The 15,431-nt window shown below is 73.3% G+C and carries 14 protein-coding genes; 11 read left to right on the top strand and 3 right to left on the bottom strand.

Annotated features, from left to right (window positions below; translation table 11 throughout):
• Nucleotides 1-5 precede the first annotated feature (5 nt).
• The 5 genes from CHC11_RS24730 (at nt 6) to CHC11_RS24710 (ending at nt 5,001) form a co-directional block, all read left to right on the top strand.
• On the top strand, nt 6-755 hold the full coding sequence (locus tag CHC11_RS24730; protein WP_179278979.1) for a LytR/AlgR family response regulator transcription factor: 750 nt from the start codon (nt 6-8) through the stop codon (nt 753-755).
• Between the two features lie 92 nt (nt 756-847).
• The gene (locus CHC11_RS24725) at nt 848-1,156 is read left to right on the top strand and encodes a DUF485 domain-containing protein (protein ID WP_229810239.1); all 309 of its coding nucleotides are present in this window, start codon (nt 848-850) and stop codon (nt 1,154-1,156) included.
• A complete protein-coding gene (locus tag CHC11_RS24720) occupies nt 1,153-2,883 on the top strand; it encodes a sodium/solute symporter (protein ID WP_089314171.1) in 1,731 nt (576 codons plus the stop codon). The genes CHC11_RS24725 and CHC11_RS24720 overlap by 4 nt, the downstream gene beginning before the upstream one ends.
• A 151-nt stretch (nt 2,884-3,034) precedes the next feature.
• Nucleotides 3,035-3,394, top strand: a complete 360-nt coding sequence (locus CHC11_RS24715; RefSeq protein WP_089314170.1) for a DUF485 domain-containing protein — start codon at nt 3,035-3,037, stop codon at nt 3,392-3,394.
• Nucleotides 3,391-5,001: a solute symporter family protein gene (locus CHC11_RS24710; RefSeq protein ID WP_089314169.1), complete on the top strand. Its 1,611-nt coding sequence runs from the start codon at nt 3,391-3,393 to the stop codon at nt 4,999-5,001. Before CHC11_RS24715 ends, CHC11_RS24710 begins: the two co-directional genes overlap by 4 nt.
• A gap of 109 nt (nt 5,002-5,110) precedes the next feature.
• Here CHC11_RS24710 and CHC11_RS24705 read toward each other — a convergent pair whose 3' ends face one another.
• Entirely contained in the window at nt 5,111-5,695 is a 585-nt protein-coding gene (locus CHC11_RS24705) for a DUF2867 domain-containing protein (RefSeq protein WP_089314168.1), read from the bottom strand.
• 131 nt (nt 5,696-5,826) lie between these two features.
• Between CHC11_RS24705 and CHC11_RS24700 the strand changes: the two genes are divergently transcribed.
• Nucleotides 5,827-7,149 carry an RNA-guided endonuclease InsQ/TnpB family protein gene (locus tag CHC11_RS24700; RefSeq protein ID WP_245919688.1) on the top strand — a complete coding sequence of 441 codons (1,323 nt, stop codon included), beginning with the start codon at nt 5,827-5,829 and terminating at the stop codon, nt 7,147-7,149.
• 35 nt (nt 7,150-7,184) lie between these two features.
• Entirely contained in the window at nt 7,185-7,739 is a 555-nt protein-coding gene (locus CHC11_RS24695) for a TetR/AcrR family transcriptional regulator (RefSeq protein WP_089314167.1), read from the top strand.
• A gap of 64 nt (nt 7,740-7,803) precedes the next feature.
• Here CHC11_RS24695 and CHC11_RS24690 read toward each other — a convergent pair whose 3' ends face one another.
• On the bottom strand, nt 7,804-8,400 hold the full coding sequence (locus CHC11_RS24690) for a maleylpyruvate isomerase family mycothiol-dependent enzyme (RefSeq protein ID WP_218826230.1): 597 nt from the start codon (nt 8,398-8,400) through the stop codon (nt 7,804-7,806).
• A gap of 59 nt (nt 8,401-8,459) precedes the next feature.
• Here CHC11_RS24690 and CHC11_RS24685 point away from each other — a divergent pair, with 59 nt between their 5' ends.
• Genes CHC11_RS24685 through CHC11_RS41575 form a run of 3 tightly spaced genes read left to right on the top strand, consistent with a single transcriptional unit; the run spans nt 8,460 to nt 12,122 of the window.
• Entirely contained in the window at nt 8,460-9,080 is a 621-nt protein-coding gene (locus CHC11_RS24685) for a TetR/AcrR family transcriptional regulator (RefSeq protein WP_089314165.1), read from the top strand.
• A gap of 40 nt (nt 9,081-9,120) precedes the next feature.
• A complete protein-coding gene (locus tag CHC11_RS24680; protein WP_089314164.1) occupies nt 9,121-10,482 on the top strand; it encodes a DUF2201 family putative metallopeptidase in 1,362 nt (453 codons plus the stop codon).
• A gap of 23 nt (nt 10,483-10,505) precedes the next feature.
• Nucleotides 10,506-12,122: a hypothetical protein gene (locus tag CHC11_RS41575; protein ID WP_089314163.1), complete on the top strand. Its 1,617-nt coding sequence runs from the start codon at nt 10,506-10,508 to the stop codon at nt 12,120-12,122.
• A gap of 19 nt (nt 12,123-12,141) precedes the next feature.
• Here CHC11_RS41575 and CHC11_RS24670 read toward each other — a convergent pair whose 3' ends face one another.
• Nucleotides 12,142-13,455, bottom strand: a complete 1,314-nt coding sequence (locus tag CHC11_RS24670) for an SDR family NAD(P)-dependent oxidoreductase (RefSeq protein ID WP_245919686.1) — start codon at nt 13,453-13,455, stop codon at nt 12,142-12,144.
• A gap of 53 nt (nt 13,456-13,508) precedes the next feature.
• On the opposite strand from CHC11_RS24670, the gene CHC11_RS24665 reads away from it, so the two are divergent.
• Nucleotides 13,509-15,278 carry an ATP-binding protein gene (locus CHC11_RS24665; protein WP_089314161.1) on the top strand — a complete coding sequence of 590 codons (1,770 nt, stop codon included), beginning with the start codon at nt 13,509-13,511 and terminating at the stop codon, nt 15,276-15,278.
• Nucleotides 15,279-15,431 lie beyond the last annotated feature (153 nt).

Below are 15,431 nucleotides of genomic sequence, written 5' to 3'. Positions count from 1 at the left end.
GTGCGGTGTCCCTGCGTGTCCTGGCGGTGGACGACGAGGCGCCCGCGCTCGACGACCTCGTCCACCTGCTGCGCGCCGACCCGCGCATCGGTGAGATCGACACCGCCCGGGACGGGGCCGCCGCGCTCCGCAGGCTCGATCGGGCCCTCGCCGAGGGCCGTCCCGTCGCCGCCGTCTTCCTCGACATCCGGATGCCCGGCCTGGACGGCACCGTGCTCGGCCGCGTCCTCGCCCAGTTCGCCCGCGCCCCGCAGATCGTCTACGTGACGGCCTACGAGGAGCACGCCGTGGACGCGTTCGAGATCAAGGCGACCGACTACATCCTCAAGCCGGTGCGGCCGGAGCGGCTGGCGGTGGCGATCCGGCGGGTCACCGAGGCCGCCCGGGAGGACGAGGCCGCGCCGGAGCCGTCCGAGCCGGAGGCCATGCCGGTCGAGCTGGGCGGGGTGACGCGGTTCGTCACCCCGGGGGAGGTGCTGTACGTGGAGGCGCAGGGCGACTACGCGCGGCTCCACACCTCCACCGGCAGCCACCTGGTGCGCATTCCGCTCGCCGCGCTGAGCGAGCGGTGGAGCGGCGCCGGGTTCGTCCGGGTGCACCGCAGCCACCTCGTCGCGCTGGCGGCGATCACGGAGCTGCGGCTCGACTCGGGGCGCTGCAGCGTCGTCGTGGGCGGCGCCGAGCTGCCGGTGGCGCGCCGGCATGTGCGCGAGTTGCGCGACCTGCTCGTCCGCCGGGCGAGGCGGTCTCCCTGAGCGCGCCGGGGCCGGGCCGGCGGGACGTCGCGCCCGGGCGGACGCTGGTCACCGGGCCGCGGACCCGGACCGTCCGGCGGCCCCGGTACCCGGTGACGCGGGAGATCGACGAGCAGACCGGGCTCGGCGAGGCGTACATGCGGTCGCTGGTGCGCGCCCAGTGGCGGCTCGCGGCGCGGCTGTGCCTGGTCCTCGCGGTGGTGGTGCTCGGCCTGCCGCTGCTGTTCGCGCTCGTCCCCGCGGTGCGCGAGCAGGAGGTGCTCGGGCTGCCGCTGCCGTGGGTGCTGCTCGGCGGGCTGATCTACCCGTGGTTCGTCGCCTGCGGCTGGTGGTACGTCCGGCAGGCCGAGCGCAACGAGGACGACTTCGCCGACCTCGTCGACCGGGCCGACCGGCTGTGAGCGCCGCGTACGGGCTCGCGGGCGTGCTGCTGGTCGTCGTCGCGACCATGCTCGTCGGCGTGCTCGGGGTGCGGATCTCCCGCACCACGTCCGACTTCTACGTCGCGTCCCGCACGGTGACGCCGCTGCGCAACGCGTCCGCGATCGGCGGGGAGTACCTGTCGGCCGCCTCGTTCCTCGGCATCGCCGGGCTGATCCTCGCCTACGGCGCCGACATGCTGTGGCTGCCCGTCGGGTGGACGGGCGGGTACCTCGTCCTGCTCGTCCTGGTGTCGGCGCCGCTGCGCCGCTCCGGTGCCTACACGCTGCCGGACTTCGCCGAGGCGCGGCTGGAGTCCATGGCCGTGCGCCGCGTCGCGAGCGTGTTCGTGGTGCTGATCAGCTGGCTGTACCTGCTGCCCCAGTTCCAGAGCGCCGGGCTGGTGCTGCGCACGGTCACGGGCGCGCCGGTGTGGACGGGCGGCGTTCTCATCGCGGTCGTCGTGGCGGCGAACGTGCTGGTCGGCGGCATGCGCAGCGTCACCATGGTGCAGGCGTTCCAGTACTGGCTGAAGCTGACCGCGCTGGCCGTGCCGCTGGTGTTCCTGCTGATGGCGTGGCGGTACGACGGCGCGCCCGGCCTGTCGTCGGACGTGCCTCCGCGGTTCGGCGACCGGACGACCGTCTCGGTCGGGACGGGGGTCACCGTGCAGGTCACGGCGCCCGTCCAGGTGACCGTGGACGGCCGGGTGGACGGGCGCGCCTACTCCGGCGTCCCCCTCGCGCTGGGGCCGGGGCCGCACCGCCTCGACAAGGACACGTCCGTCACCTTCCCGGCGGGCGCCGACGTCCCGCACGTCAGCGGGCGCCCCGCCACCACCGGACGGGAGTGGGCGCTGCCGCTGGACGGGCGCGACCACTCCCTCTACGCCACCTACTCGCTGATCCTCGCCACGTTCCTCGGGACGATGGGGCTGCCGCACGTCCTCGTCCGCTTCTACACCAATCCGGACGGGCGCACCGCCCGCCGCACGACCGTCGTGGTGCTGACGCTCCTCGGCGCGTTCTACCTGCTGCCCGCCCTGTACGGGGTGCTCGGGCGCCTCTACACCCCCGAGCTGCTGATGACCGGACGGGCCGACGCCGTCGTCCTCACCCTGCCCGGACGGCTCATCGGCGGGCTCGGTGGCGACCTGCTGGGCGCGCTCGTGACGGGCGGGGCGGTGGCGGCGTTCCTGTCGACGTCGTCCGGCATCACCGTGTCGGTCGCGGGGGTGCTGGCGCAGGACCTCCTGCGCGGCGGCGTCCGCTCGTTCCGCGCCGGGACGCTGCTCGCCCTGGCCGTCCCGCTGGGCCTGGCGATCGCGGCCCGGTCCCTCGCCGTCGCGGACGTCGTCGGGCTGGCGTTCGCCGTCGCGGCGTCCACGTTCTGCCCGCTGCTCGTCCTCGGCGTCTGGTGGCGGCGGCTCACCGTGCCGGGCGCGCTCGCCGGGCTCGTCCTCGGCGGCGCGCTCGCCGGGACGGCGGTCGTGGTGACGATCGCCGCCGGGCCGCCGTCCGGGCTGCTCGGCGCGCTGCTCGCCCAGCCCGCGGCCTGGACGGTCCCGATCGCGTTCACCGTCATGATCCTCGTGTCGCTGTGCACGCCCGGACGGATCCCGCGCGGCGTCGCGCGGATGATGGTGCGCCTGCACACGCCGGAGTCGCTCGACGTCGATCGCGGCACGTGGCGGCCCAAACGGGTGTGACCGTTCGTCGCGCGAGAACGACCGTTCGGCGACGGGGGCGACCTTTGGTCGACGGTGAACGGCGGCTGGTCGCAGCCTTGCCGCCGACCCCTCGTCCACTCCCGGCAGGATCTTTACGGTTGCGCGTGACCGGCGTCACAATCGAGGAGGGGTGGGCGTGTCCGTCGACAAGAGCGCCACCGGCACCGTCTATGAACGGTTCCAGGGCACCACGGAGTTCCAAGAACTCCGGCGAAGATTCCGCCGTTTCGTCTTCCCGATGACCGCGGCGTTCCTCACCTGGTACCTGCTGTACGTCGTCCTGTCGGGGTGGGCGCGGGACTTCATGGGCACCGAGCTGTTCGGGGCCGTCAACGTCGCCCTGGTGTTCGGGCTGCTGCAGTTCGTCTCCACCTTCCTCATCGCCTACCTGTACGCGCGGCACGCCGAGCGCCGCCTCGACCCCGTCTCCGACGAGATCCGCGCCCGCATCGAGGCCGAGTCGGCCCCGGCCGAGAAGGAGGCCAGATGAGCAACGAGACCCTGTCGATCATCCTGTTCCTGGTCTTCGTGGCGGCCACCCTGGCGATCACCGTGTGGGCGAGCCGCAACACTCGCAACGCCACCGACTTCTACGCCGGCGGGCGGTCGTTCTCCGGCGCGCAGAACGGCATCGCGATCGGCGGCGACTACATGTCCGCCGCCTCGTTCCTCGGCATCGCCGGGCTGATCGCCCTGTACGGCTACGACGGGTTCCTGTACTCGATCGGGTTCCTCGTCGCGTGGCTCGTGGCGCTGCTGCTCGTCGCCGAGCTGCTGCGCAACTCCGGCCGCTTCACGATGGCGGACGTGCTGGCGTTCCGGATGAGCCCCCGCCCGGTCCGCACCGCCGCCGGCGTCTCCACCATCATCGTGTCGATCTTCTACCTGCTGGCGCAGATGGTCGGCGCGGGAGCCCTGGTCTCGCTGCTGTTCGGCTTCACGAGCGACTTCGCCAAGGGTGCGACGATCGCGCTGGTCGGCGTGCTGATGATCGTGTACGTGGTGTTCGGCGGGATGAAGGGCACCACCTGGGTGCAGATCGTCAAGGCCGTCCTGCTGATGACCGGCGCCACCCTGATCACGCTGCTGGTGCTGGGCAAGTTCGGGTTCAACCTGTCCAGCCTGCTGAACGACGCCGCCGACCAGAGCGGCAAGGGCGGCGAGTTCCTGGAGCCGGGGCTGCGCTACGCCACCGCGGAGCAGGGCCTGAGCGGCAAGCTCGACCTGATCAGCCTCGGCCTCGCGCTCGTGCTCGGCACCGCAGGGCTGCCGCACATCCTGATCCGCTTCTACACCGTCCCGACCGCCCGCGACGCCCGCAAGTCGGTGCTGTGGGGCATCGGGATCATCGGCGTGTTCTACCTGCTCACCCTGGTCCTCGGCTTCGGCGCCGCCGCGCTGGTCGGGTCCAAGGAGATCGCCAAGGCCAACCCGGCCGGCAACACCGCCGCCCCGCAGCTCGCCCAGAAGATCGGCGAGATCGTCTTCGGGGACGCGGGCGGGACGATCCTGCTCGCGGTCATCGCGGCGGTCGCCTTCGCGACGATCCTCGCGGTCGTGGCGGGCCTCACCCTCGCCTCGTCCTCGTCCTTCTCCCACGACCTGTACGCCCACGTGTTCAAGAGGGGCAAGGCCTCGGAGCGGGACGAGGTGCGCGTGGCCCGCATCTCCGCGTTCGTGATCGGCGCCGTGGCGATCGTCCTCGGCATCTACGCCCAGCGCCTGAACGTGGCGTTCCTCGTCGCCCTCGCCTTCGCGGTCGCGGCGTCGGGGAACCTGCCCGCGATCCTGTACAGCCTGTTCTGGAAGCGGTTCAACACCACCGGCGCCGTCTCCGCCATCTACGGCGGCCTCGGCTCGGCCATCTTCCTGGTGGCGTTCTCGCCGGTGGTGTCGGGCTCGGAGAAGGCCCTGTTCACCGACTCCGACTTCAGCTGGTTCCCGCTGGAGAACCCCGGGATCATCTCCATCCCGTTCGGCTTCCTGTGCGGCTGGATCGGGACCCTGCTCAGCAAGGAGTTCAACGCGGAGAAGTACGCCGAGATCGAGGTCCGCTCCCTCACGGGCGCGGGCGCCGAGCAGGCGACCGAGCACTAGGGGATCCGGCACCGAGAGCCGCCGCGCGGGCGGGCGTCGCCCACACCCGCGCGGCTCGCGGCCCCGTCCCTTTCTGCCCCCGCAGGGACGGGGCCGTCCCCTGCCCGCGTCAGGCCGGTTTCGCCTCGCGGGCCTTCCACGCGCGCCCGATGGTGCGCATCAGCGCCGGGTACACGAGGGTGTACCGGAACGGCAGGATCGCGGCCATATAGGCCCTGCCGAGCAGGCCGTTCGGCTTCACCAGGACGGCCATCTGGGCGCGGTGGCCGCCGGAGCCGTCCGGGACCCAGCCGATGTGCATCACGCCGTGCATCGTCCGGTTGGCCGTCTCGACCGCCCACTCGTCCCCGGTCAGGTAGAGCGGCCGGAACGGCAGCGAGCGGGGGGCGGGGCCCGCCGGGAGGTCGCGCAGATCGTCCGGCAGCCGCTCGCGCAGCGTCCGCACCCGCCCGCCGAGGCCGGAGTCCTCCCCGTCCCAGCCGAGCAGCCGCCCGAGCCGCCGGCGGACGGCGAAGAGCACTCCGGCGACGCCGGGCAGCTGGTTCTCGCTGGAGGTCATCTGCTCCAGCAGCTTCGGGAAGTCGTCCGGGCCGCCGGTGGCGGGCAGGGCCCACACGTCCTCGAGCCGGAAGTCGGGAGCGATCTCGTGGATCCGCCAGGGACGGTCGGTGTGCGCGCTCGCGGGAAGCTTCATCAGTTCTCCTTCGTAAATGCCCTGGCCTTTAGGCTGGGGAGGAAACGGGCTCTTACGGAGCAGGTCGGGGAAGCCGGGGCGTTTCGGCGTCCGCCGGGTCGGCTTGCACCGGGCCTGCTAGAACGTGGGACATGGCGCGGCAGGTCAGGCGGGCGTTCAAGTACCGCTTCTACCCCACCGAAGAGCAGGCGGCCGAGTTGTCGCGCACGTTCGGCTGCGTGCGGCTGGTGTACAACAAGGTGCTGGAGGAGCGGACCCGGGCCTGGTACGGCGAGCGGCGCCGGATCTCCTATGTGCAGTCGTCGGCCTTGCTGACGCAGTGGAAGAAGACCACGCAACTGGCCTTCCTGTCGGAGGTGTCGTGCGTGCCGCTTCAGCAAGCGCTGCGGCATCTGCAGACCGCGTTCGCCAACTTCTTCGCCAAGCGCGCCGCCTATCCGCGGTTCAAGTCGCGCAAGCGGTCGCGTGCGTCGGCCGAGTACACCCGCAGCGCATTCACCTGGCGCGACGGGCACCTCACACTGGCGAAGATGACCGAGCCGCTGGACATCCGCTGGTCGCGTCCCCTCCCCAAGCACGCGGAGCCGACGACGGTGACGGTGTCCTGCGACAGCGCCGGACGCTGGTTCGTCTCGATGCTGTGCGAGGACACGATCACTCCGGCTCCGGACACGGACGCAGCGGTCGGGATCGACGCCGGGATCACCTCCCTGGTGGCCCTGTCCACGGGGGAGAAGGTCGCCAATCCCCGCCACGAGCGCCGTGACCGCGCCCGCCTCGCGAAGGCGCAGCGGGACCTGTCCCGCAAGGCCGCGGGTTCGGTGAACCGGGACAAGGCCCGCCGCAGGGTCGCCCGGGTGCATGCGCGGATCGCCGACCGGCGCCGCGACTTCCTGCACAAGCTGTCGACCCGGCTCGTCCGTGAGAACCAAACGGTCGTGATCGAAGACCTCACCGTCCGCAACCTGCTGAAGAACGGCAGGCTCGCGCGCGCCATCTCGGATGCGGCATGGCGGGAGATGCGGCTGATGCTGGAGTACAAGTGCGCCTGGTACGGGCGCGACCTGGTCGTGATCGACCGCTGGTTCCCCTCCTCCAAGCTGTGCGGAACCTGCGGCACGATCCGCGCCAAGCTGCCGCTGGACGTCCGCGAGTGGACGTGCGGGTGCGGCGCGGTGCATGACCGCGACGTGAACGCGGCGCGCAACATCCTGGCCGCCGGGCTGGCGGTGACCGCCTGTGGAGACGGTGTAAGACCTCAACGGGACACCTCCCGGATGGGGCGGTCGTCGGAGAAGCAGGAAACCCAGCGGGCGACCGCTGGAAGCCCCCGCCTTCAGGCGGGAGAAGAAGTCAACGCCAAGCCACCTCCTCGGTCGGCGGGCGCGCCGTCGCGCCCGCCTCCGCTCAAATATACGGCACCGTATGAATCGGCCCCGGGTGGGGGGCCGTGAGATCCGGATATCCGGAGGGGAGGGGATAATGGACCATGCCCGCCGTCCTCCGCACGCCACGCAGCAGCTGGATCGAGCAGGGCCTCAAGGCCCTCGCCGCCGGGGGGCCCGACGCGGTCCGGGTCGAGGCCCTCGCCCAGGCGCTCGGCGTCACCAAGGGCGGCTTCTACGGGCACTTCCCCGACCGCAAGGCGCTGCTGGCCGCCATGCTCGACGACTGGGAGCGGCGGTCCGTCGACGACATGCGCGACCGGGTCGAACGCGAGGGAGGCGACGCCCGCGCGAAGATCCGGCGGGCGGGCATGCTCACCCGGGCGGGCGACCACCTGCACATCGACCTCGCCATGCGCGACTGGGCCCGCCGCGACCCGGCGGTCGCCGAGCGCGTCCGCCGCGTGGACAACCAGCGCATGGACTACCTGCGCGAGCTGTTCGGCACCTTCCGCTCGGACCCCGACGAGGTCGAGGCCCGCAGCATGCTCGCCTTCTGCCTCCTGGTCGGCAGCCACTTCCTCGCCGCCGACCACGGCTCCCGCACCCGTGGCGAGGTCGTCGAACGCGCCGGCAGACTCCTCCTCGGCGACGACTGAGCCTCCCGGCGCCCACTGGCCCGCTCGCCACCGACCGGCGCCACCGCCACCGGGTCACCCGCCACTACGCCGCGCCCGTCCCATGAGATGAGGCCGGCGCGCTCCAGCGCGGGTCGCGGCCGAGGAGGGCGGCGAGGTTGTCGACCGCGGGACGGGACGGGTCCTCGGCGAGGGGCGGGCGGTAGGCGCCGCCGGGCACGTTGAGGGGACTGCCGGGTGCGGTGTTGGCGCGGGCGAGGGGCAGCGCGGCCTCGGTGATCCGGGACGGCGCGGCGGACACGGCGGTGCAGAGCGCGCGCGCCAGGTCCCAGCGGTGGACCAGCATGTCGACCAGGTGGATGCCGAGCACCCACTCGGCCGACACCGGGCCCAGCCGGGGCATGGTGACGGTCTCGCCCGCCCGTTCGAGGACGGCGAGGCAGCGGGCGGCGGTCAGGGCGAAGTCGTCGCGCGGGTCCCCGGCGGGTTCGAGGGGCGGCAGGGCGGTCCGCGCGATGGCCTCGTGGCGCTCGTTCATGTGGTGGACCAGGTCCGCGACCGTCCATCCGTCGCAGGGGGTCGGGTCCGCCATCGCGGCGTCGGGGATCATCGCCACGTCGTGGCCGATGAGGGCCAGTGCCGTGGCGTCGAGGCTGAGCAGGTCGGTCATGTCGCGTCCCATCGTTGGCGAACGGTCGTTCGCCAAAACCATAGCGTACGCCCGTTCGCTAAACTGGTGCCATGTCTCCTCGTCACTCGGCGGCCGAAGCGGCCCGGACGCGCGAGCGGATCGTGGGCGCCGCCGTGCAGGACGCCTCCCGCTTGGGCCTGGAAGGACTCACGGTCGGATCGCTGGCCCAGCGGCTCGGCATGAGCAAGGCGGGCCTGGTCGGTCCGTTCGGGTCGCGCGAGCGGCTGCTCATGGCCGCGCTCGACCAGGCCTGCGAGGTCTTCCGCGCGGCGGTGACCGGCCCCCTGGAGGGCCTGCCGCCCGGGCCGGAACGCCTGGAACGGCTCGTCGACGGGTGGGTCGGCTACCTGGCCGACTGCCCGTTCCCCGGAGGCTGCTTCCTCACGGCCGCCACGTCCGAGCTCGACGGGCGGCCGGGGCCGCTGCGCGACCGGCTGCGGGAGATCGTCGCGTCCATCCGCCGGGCGCTGGCGGCGGAGGTCGCCGCCGCGCAGGCGGCATCGCCGGGCCCGCACCGGCCCGCGGAGGAGGTCGCCACGACGCTGATGGGCCTGTCGATGGCGGCCAACCAGGAGATCCAGCTGCTGGGCGACCCCTCGGCCGCGTCCCGCGCGCGGAGTGCCATGCGCCACGCGGCCGGGCTGCCCGTCCGAACCCTCGGATCTCCGTAAACCTGTGGAACGCGGCGCGGGTTGCCGGGAGGGTTGGGGGGTGGGGTACGGAGAGGTCGGGTGGCCGCGGGTGCCGGTCGTCGAGCTGGCCGATCGGCGGGCGCTGGCGCGGTGGCGGCCCGCCGGCGAGGAGGTCGTGGAGGCGGCGCGGCGGCTGAAGGAGCGGGCGCTGCTCGAACTGGGGATGACGCACAGCGCCGTCGCGTCGTGGCTGTTCAGCAAGTGCCACCACCAGCTGCCGACCACGGCGGTGGACACGGCGGCCGTGGTCGCCTCCGGGGACGGGTCCTGCCTGCTCCTCTACAACCCCGAGTTCTTCGTGGGGATCGGGGCCGAAGGGGTGCGGTTCGTCCTGTTCCACGAGGCCCGGCACCTCGTCCAGCGGCACCTCTTCGCGGACGCCGACCTGCGGAGCGACCCGGTGTTCACGCTGGCGTGCGAGGTCACGATCAACCATGTCGCGATGGTGCGGCTCGGAGCCGGGCTGCCCGAGACCGGCGGCGCGCCCGTGGGCGTCTCGCCGCACGGCGTGTACGGATCCTATGCCGAGGACCTGCGGGACCAGGGCGTCGAGCCGCTTCCGTTCGAGGAGTGGGTCGAGACCGACATGAGCGTCTACCGGGAGCTCGGACGCATGCGGAACCCGCCGGGCGTCGGGCAGGCCGCCTGCATCCACGTGCTCGTCGACGCGCTCGACCGGGAGACGGTCGGACGGGTCGGGGACGACGTGCTGCGGAGCGTGCTCATCGCGGCGCGGCGGGGCGACCGGGTGGCGCGCGACGAACTGCTCGACCTGCTGCGGCGGACCGAGGGGGCCTCGGAGGGCGTCGACAGGATCTGGGGTGACCTCGGGGTGCACGCGCTCCGGGGCGTCACGTCGGCCACGCGGCGGGTGGAGTGGTGGCAGCGGTGGCTCGTGGACGTGCTCGCCTCGAAGCTGGAGGAGGGGGAGCGGCTCGTCTACCCGAAGAAGCGCGGGGCCGTGCTGGCGGCGCTCGGGCACGAGCCGGTGCTGGCGCGGCGCGGACCGCAGCGGGTGAAGTCGCTGGTCATCGCGCTGGACACGTCCGGGTCGATGCCGGACGGCCTCGTCGAGTGGCTGGGCGAGCTGGTCGGCCGGATCGACGGGACCGAGGTCGAGTGGGTCGCCTTCGACGCCTCCGTGAAGCCGTTCCGGCCCGGGGAGCCGCTCCGCGGCGGGGGCGGGACGGACTTCGAGGCCGTCCGGCGGCACGTGGACGGACGGGACGAGCCCGCGGACGCCGTCATCGTGGTCACCGACGGGTACGCCGACCCGATCGTCCCGGCCGACCCGGGGAAGTGGATCTGGCTGATCACCGCCGGGGGCGACGAGTGGCCGGAGCGGCGGGGAATGGCCTGCCACCGGGTCCGGCCGGGGTGATCCTTCGGCTACGGTGACGGCCCATGGCCCCCCACCCCAGGACCCGCGCCCAGAACATCGCCCGCTGCACGGCCGGCCTGCTGCGGTTCGCGACGCCCGGCGAGATGGACGCGCTGCTCGGCCATCTCCCGAAGAGCCGCGTCGAGTCCGCGGTGCACAGCTTCGGGAGGCCCAACCGGGTCGTCCTCGAGGCGCTGCTGCGCCGCGGCCGGCCCAGTGACCTGGACCTGCTCGTCCAGCAGGCGGTGCTCGCGGGCGACCCGCCGGAGCTGCTGGGGCGGCTGCTCGACCTGGACGACCCCGAGGTCAACGCGACCCTGCTGACCGCCGAGAGCGCGCTCGGGCGCATCCCGCGGAACCTGCGCCGCCAGCTCGCCCACCAGACCTCCCGGCGGGACGGCGTGACGCCGCTGCCGCTGCCCGCCGGGGTGCGGCGGACCCTGCTGTCCATGCGGGGGCAGGAGCCGCTCGACCACGCGCTGCTGTGCGCGGCCGACCCGGAGCTGGCCGGGGACGCGCTGCTCTACCTCGGCGCGGGCGCCGATCCGCACGGCGCCGTCCTGGCCTGCCGGACGCTGCTGGAGGCGGGCCGGCGGCACGAGATCGGGCAGCTCGTCGAGGACGGGCGGCTGCCCGCGTTCCGGTGGGGACCGGAGGACTCCGAGCCCAGCGTGCTGGCCTACGCGCAGGCGGCGCTGGCGAGCGCGGAGGGGGAGCGGCGGCTGCGGGAGCTGTCGGAACGGGTGCGGCGGCCGGAGTTCCTCCGCTCGGTCGCCGAGATCGCCGACGTGGACGGCTGCGAGCCGTGGCGCGGGAGGCCGCTCGTCCGGACGGTCGTGAACCGCCGCCATCCCTGCGTCCCGCGCGTGGGCTGGGACGCGGTGCTGGCGGACGAGCCGCGGCGCCGGGCGGCGGAGGGGCCGTTCCCCCTGCGCGCGGCGCGGTTCGTGGCGAGGCGCACCGATGCCCCGCTCGACCTGGTCCGGATCGTCGTCGCCGACCACCCGGACCTGGCCGTCCTGCTGCCCGACCCCGCGCCCGAGGTGCTCGCCGACCTCGCCGGGGCCGGGGCGGGCCCGGACGTCATCGTCAAGGTCGTCGGGAACGGCTTCGCCGCCGGGACGCTCACCGCCGAGTTCGTCACCGCGACCGTGCCGGAGGAGAGGCTGCGGGCGGTCGCCGAGACGCTGTGGCTCCCGGGCCTGCGCGGCACGGCGCAGGTCAGGGCGCGACTCGGGCTGGCCGGGGACATCGCCCTGACGCCGCCGTTCGTCGACGAGACCGGCCACGGGCGCAGGCGCCGCCTCCGCGAACCCGGAAAGCGCCACCACTGGGACCCCGTGCTCGCCTACGGCGAGAGGGCGGGACGGTTGTTCGCGGAAGACCGGGACGTCACCGCCGACGCCGTGCTCGCGGAGGCGCACGTAGACGCCCTGCTCGCGGCGGTGGAGGTCGAACCGCTCCTCGGCGAGGTCGGGGGCATGCCCGATCCGCGGGTGCTGCGCCGTCTCGCCGAGCACGTCGACCGGCATCTCGGCGGGCGTCCCGAAGCGTGGATGGTGGCGCTGAAGCTGCTGGAGGACGGGTTCGTCGGAACGCTGCCCGAGCTGCTCGCGACCGCCGGCGCCGTCTCCGGCTGAGCCGCCCCGGGCCGGGCGGTCACCAGTTGACGACCTGGTAGTCCTTCAGCAGGCAGCCGTTCGGCGGGTCGCCGTCGCGCTCGCCGCGCACGATCGGGTGGTAGATCCGGGCGGCGGCGTCCACGACGTCGAGCGGCGGGCGGAACCCGGCGGCGGTCCGGCGCGCCCGCGCGGGCTCCGGCTGCTGGTCGGTGAACCAGCCCGGGTCGACGCTGGTGACGTGCACGCCGTGCTCGGCCAGCTCGGACGCGGTCGTGCGCGTCAGCATGTTGAGCGCCGCCTTCGCCATGTTGGTGTGCGGATGCTCGGCGCCCTTGTACACGCGGTCGAACTGCCCCTCGACGGCCGAGACGTTCACCACGTACCGCCGCGGATGCCGCGAGAGGGCCAGGAGAGGACGAAGCCGTCCCAGCAGGACGAAGGGCGCCGTCACGTTGATGAGCTGAGCCTCCAGCAGCTCCACGGGATCGACCTCGTGCACCAGCCGGGTCCAGGAGTTGACCGGGGACGGGTCGGGGACCAGGCCCGCGACGTCGACGGCGCCGGTCCAGAGCGGCACGGGCAGCGGGCCGGGCGCCGCGAGACCCTCGCCCGCCGGCAGTTCCCCGTCCGGCGATCCCTCGCCGGCCAGCAGCTCCGCGTAGGACTCCGGCGGATGGCGCAGCGTCTGCGCCGCCAGGTTCACCAGGATGTCGAGCGGCTCGCCGGCCTCGACGAGCGCGTCGCACCACCGGACGAGGGACGGGACGTCCCGCAGGTCCATGCCGACGACCGTGAGGCGGTCGTGCCAGTCGGCCCGGTCGGCGACCTCGGCGAAGCGGCGGCGCGCGTCGGCGGGGAACCGGGTCAGGGCGGTCACGGCGGCGCCGTCCCGCAGCAGCTTCAGCACGAGCTCGAACCCGGCCTTGACCCGCCCGCCCGTGACGATCGCGCGGCGCCCCGCCAGGTCGGCCCGCGCGTGCCGGTGCCGCCGGTGCTCCCGCGCGCACGGCGGGCAGAGGCGGTGGTAGAACGCGTCCGCCTCCCGGAAGTGCGCCTTGCACACGTAGCAGGCGCGCAGCCCGCCCGTCACCGTCCCGGCCGGGACGGCCTCGCGCGGCGGCTCGGCGGGCACGCCCTCGACGCGTCCCGCCGCGCCCGTGGCGGTCGCGGCCAGCATCTCCGCGTCGGCCGCCGCGCGACGCAGCCGGGCCGCCGCCCGCTCGCGCTCCCGGGTCCGCCGCACGAACGCGCCCGCCGCCGCCCGGACCCGCGCCGCGTCGGGGTCGTCGTCCGGCGCGTCCGCCAGCTCCGCCAGGACGCGCAGGCAGGTCCGCACATCGTCGTCGCGCATGCGCGCCATTAAATCGGCTGAACCGGACGTCCCGGACCGCTGTACTTGGTCTCATGAGCATGCCGGACGGGCCGCGGCTGGCCCGCTTCATCGACACGATGATCGAGCTCGGGATCACCGGGCAGGTCTTCGGCGAGCACGGCATCGGCAAGACCTCCACGTTCTTCCACCACGTCCGGCGCCGCGAGGACACCGCGCTCGTCTACGTCCCGGCCGCGAACCTCACCCCCGACGACCTGCTGGTCAACGCGCCCGTCCGGCAGGACGGGGAGCTCGTGCTGCGCCAGCTCGTCATGCGGCAGCTCAAGCCGGGCAGGCCGTTCGTGCTGCTCATCGACGACTCGCTCCAGGCGGGCGCCACGATCCAGTCGCAGCTCATGCAGATCGCCTGCGACTGGACGCTCGGCGAGCACGACCTGCGCGCGCTCGGCTGCGTCGGGGTGTTCCTGACCGACAACGAGACGCTCACCGAGACCGCCGCGCTCCGCACGGACCCGGCCGTCCTGGACCGGATGGCGACGCTGCGGGTCACCGCCGCCGACACCGCGTGGCGGGCCGCGCTGTCGCGCAGGTTCCGCGGCGTCGACCTCACGGGCGTGTTCCGGGTGTGGGCGTCGCTGCCCGCCGAGCTGCGCAGGCTGCTGTCGCCGCGCACGCTGGAGCACGTCCTCGACTGCGCGCTCGCCGGGTTCCCGCTCGCCTGGGGCCTGCCCCTCGTGGACGGGCGCCGCCTGCCGCTCGTCACCTCGGACAAGAAGCGGGGAGCCGACCAGGCCCCCGAGATCCTCGGCCGCATCGCCGCCGAGTTGCGCCGGGCGGGGGCCGACGTCCCGGACCCGGCGCACGTGCCGGACGCCGTCCGCCGGGTCGTCCGCGCGGCGATCGAGCGGCGCTGGGCCGTGCTCGTCCAGGGGCCGCCCGGCTGCGGCAAGACGGAGGTGGTGAAGGAGGTCGTCCGGGACGAACTCGGCACGGACCCGCTCTACTTCTCACTTCCCGTCACCAACGTGGAGGACCTGTGCGCGCCCGTCCCGACCCTGGACGGAACCCTCGACAACCTTCTGGCGGGCCCGTTCATGGAGCCCGGTGACAAGGCCATCGTCTGGGACGAGTACAACCGGCCCAAGGACAAGGCCACGTTCGCCCGCCTCATGGAGGTCACGCAGGAGTGGTCCTTGGCCGGACGGCGCATCAAGGGTCTCCGCGCCCAGATCGCCCTGCAGAATCCTCCGTACTACCTCGGCCGCAAGCTGCTCGTGTCACGCAACACCATCGCGCAGGCGTCCCGCTTCACCGTCTCGCTGGAAATCCAGCCAGATGACATTCCGGCGAACGAATGGCTCATTTCCCGTTACGGCGGGGTGGCCGAGACCGTCCTTGAGTGGTGGAAGAACGACATCGACGACGAGGGACGGCAGTGGATGACCAAGCGCACCTTGGAGCGCCTCATCCGCCTGCACGGCACCGGCCTGCCGATGGAGATCGGCAAGATGTACCTGGGCGACGGCGACTACGCGCCCGTCCCGCTCACCGCCCTCGAGGCGCGGCTGGCCCGGCGGCAGGTGACCGGCCTGCGCGAACTGGCCGCGGACCTGGACGCCTGGGCGGAGCGGCTCCGCGCGGCCGGGGACGAGGGCTCGGACGCGACGGACATCGTGCACCGCGTCCTCGCCAACGCCGAACTGTCGCAGCTCCGCCACCACGCGGAGGCCGCCGCCCGGCTGGCGCCGATGCTGCCGCCCAAGCTGAAGGCGACGTACCTGTTCGGGGCCGATCCGGACCGGCAGCGGTTTTGGACGGGCGTCTTCATGGGAGGTCTGTGAGGGGGGATAGATCGGCAAACGTCCTCGCATCGGTCTGACTTGGCTAGAATCCGTCCGTCAGACGAGGCTTCCGCCGAGAGTGCGCATCTTTGTCCGGTCGCGATCTGTGCCCCGCGAGGAAGCCCTAGCTCATCGTCTCGCCCTAAGGAGCCT

It is taken from the genome of Actinomadura mexicana, from assembly GCF_900188105.1.
GTDB classification, from domain to species: domain Bacteria; phylum Actinomycetota; class Actinomycetes; order Streptosporangiales; family Streptosporangiaceae; genus Spirillospora; species Spirillospora mexicana.
This window is presented reverse-complemented; position numbering and strand designations above follow the sequence as displayed.

Bases quoted from the DNA above. Each gene is read 5' to 3' on its own strand.
- CHC11_RS24685 (WP_089314165.1), top strand. From the start codon at position 8,460: ATGTCTCCTCGTCACTCGGCGGCCGAAGCGGCCCGGACGCGCGAGCGG.
- CHC11_RS24690 (WP_218826230.1), bottom strand. From the start codon at position 8,400: ATGGGACGCGACATGACCGACCTGCTCAGCCTCGACGCCACGGCACTG.
- CHC11_RS24695 (WP_089314167.1), top strand. From the start codon at position 7,185: ATGCCCGCCGTCCTCCGCACGCCACGCAGCAGCTGGATCGAGCAGGGC.
- CHC11_RS41575 (WP_089314163.1), top strand. From the start codon at position 10,506: ATGGCCCCCCACCCCAGGACCCGCGCCCAGAACATCGCCCGCTGCACG.
- CHC11_RS24710 (WP_089314169.1), top strand. From the start codon at position 3,391: ATGAGCAACGAGACCCTGTCGATCATCCTGTTCCTGGTCTTCGTGGCG.
- CHC11_RS24705 (WP_089314168.1), bottom strand. From the start codon at position 5,695: ATGAAGCTTCCCGCGAGCGCGCACACCGACCGTCCCTGGCGGATCCAC.
- CHC11_RS24670 (WP_245919686.1), bottom strand. From the start codon at position 13,455: ATGCGCGACGACGATGTGCGGACCTGCCTGCGCGTCCTGGCGGAGCTG.
- CHC11_RS24700 (WP_245919688.1), top strand. From the start codon at position 5,827: ATGGCGCGGCAGGTCAGGCGGGCGTTCAAGTACCGCTTCTACCCCACC.
- CHC11_RS24665 (WP_089314161.1), top strand. From the start codon at position 13,509: ATGAGCATGCCGGACGGGCCGCGGCTGGCCCGCTTCATCGACACGATG.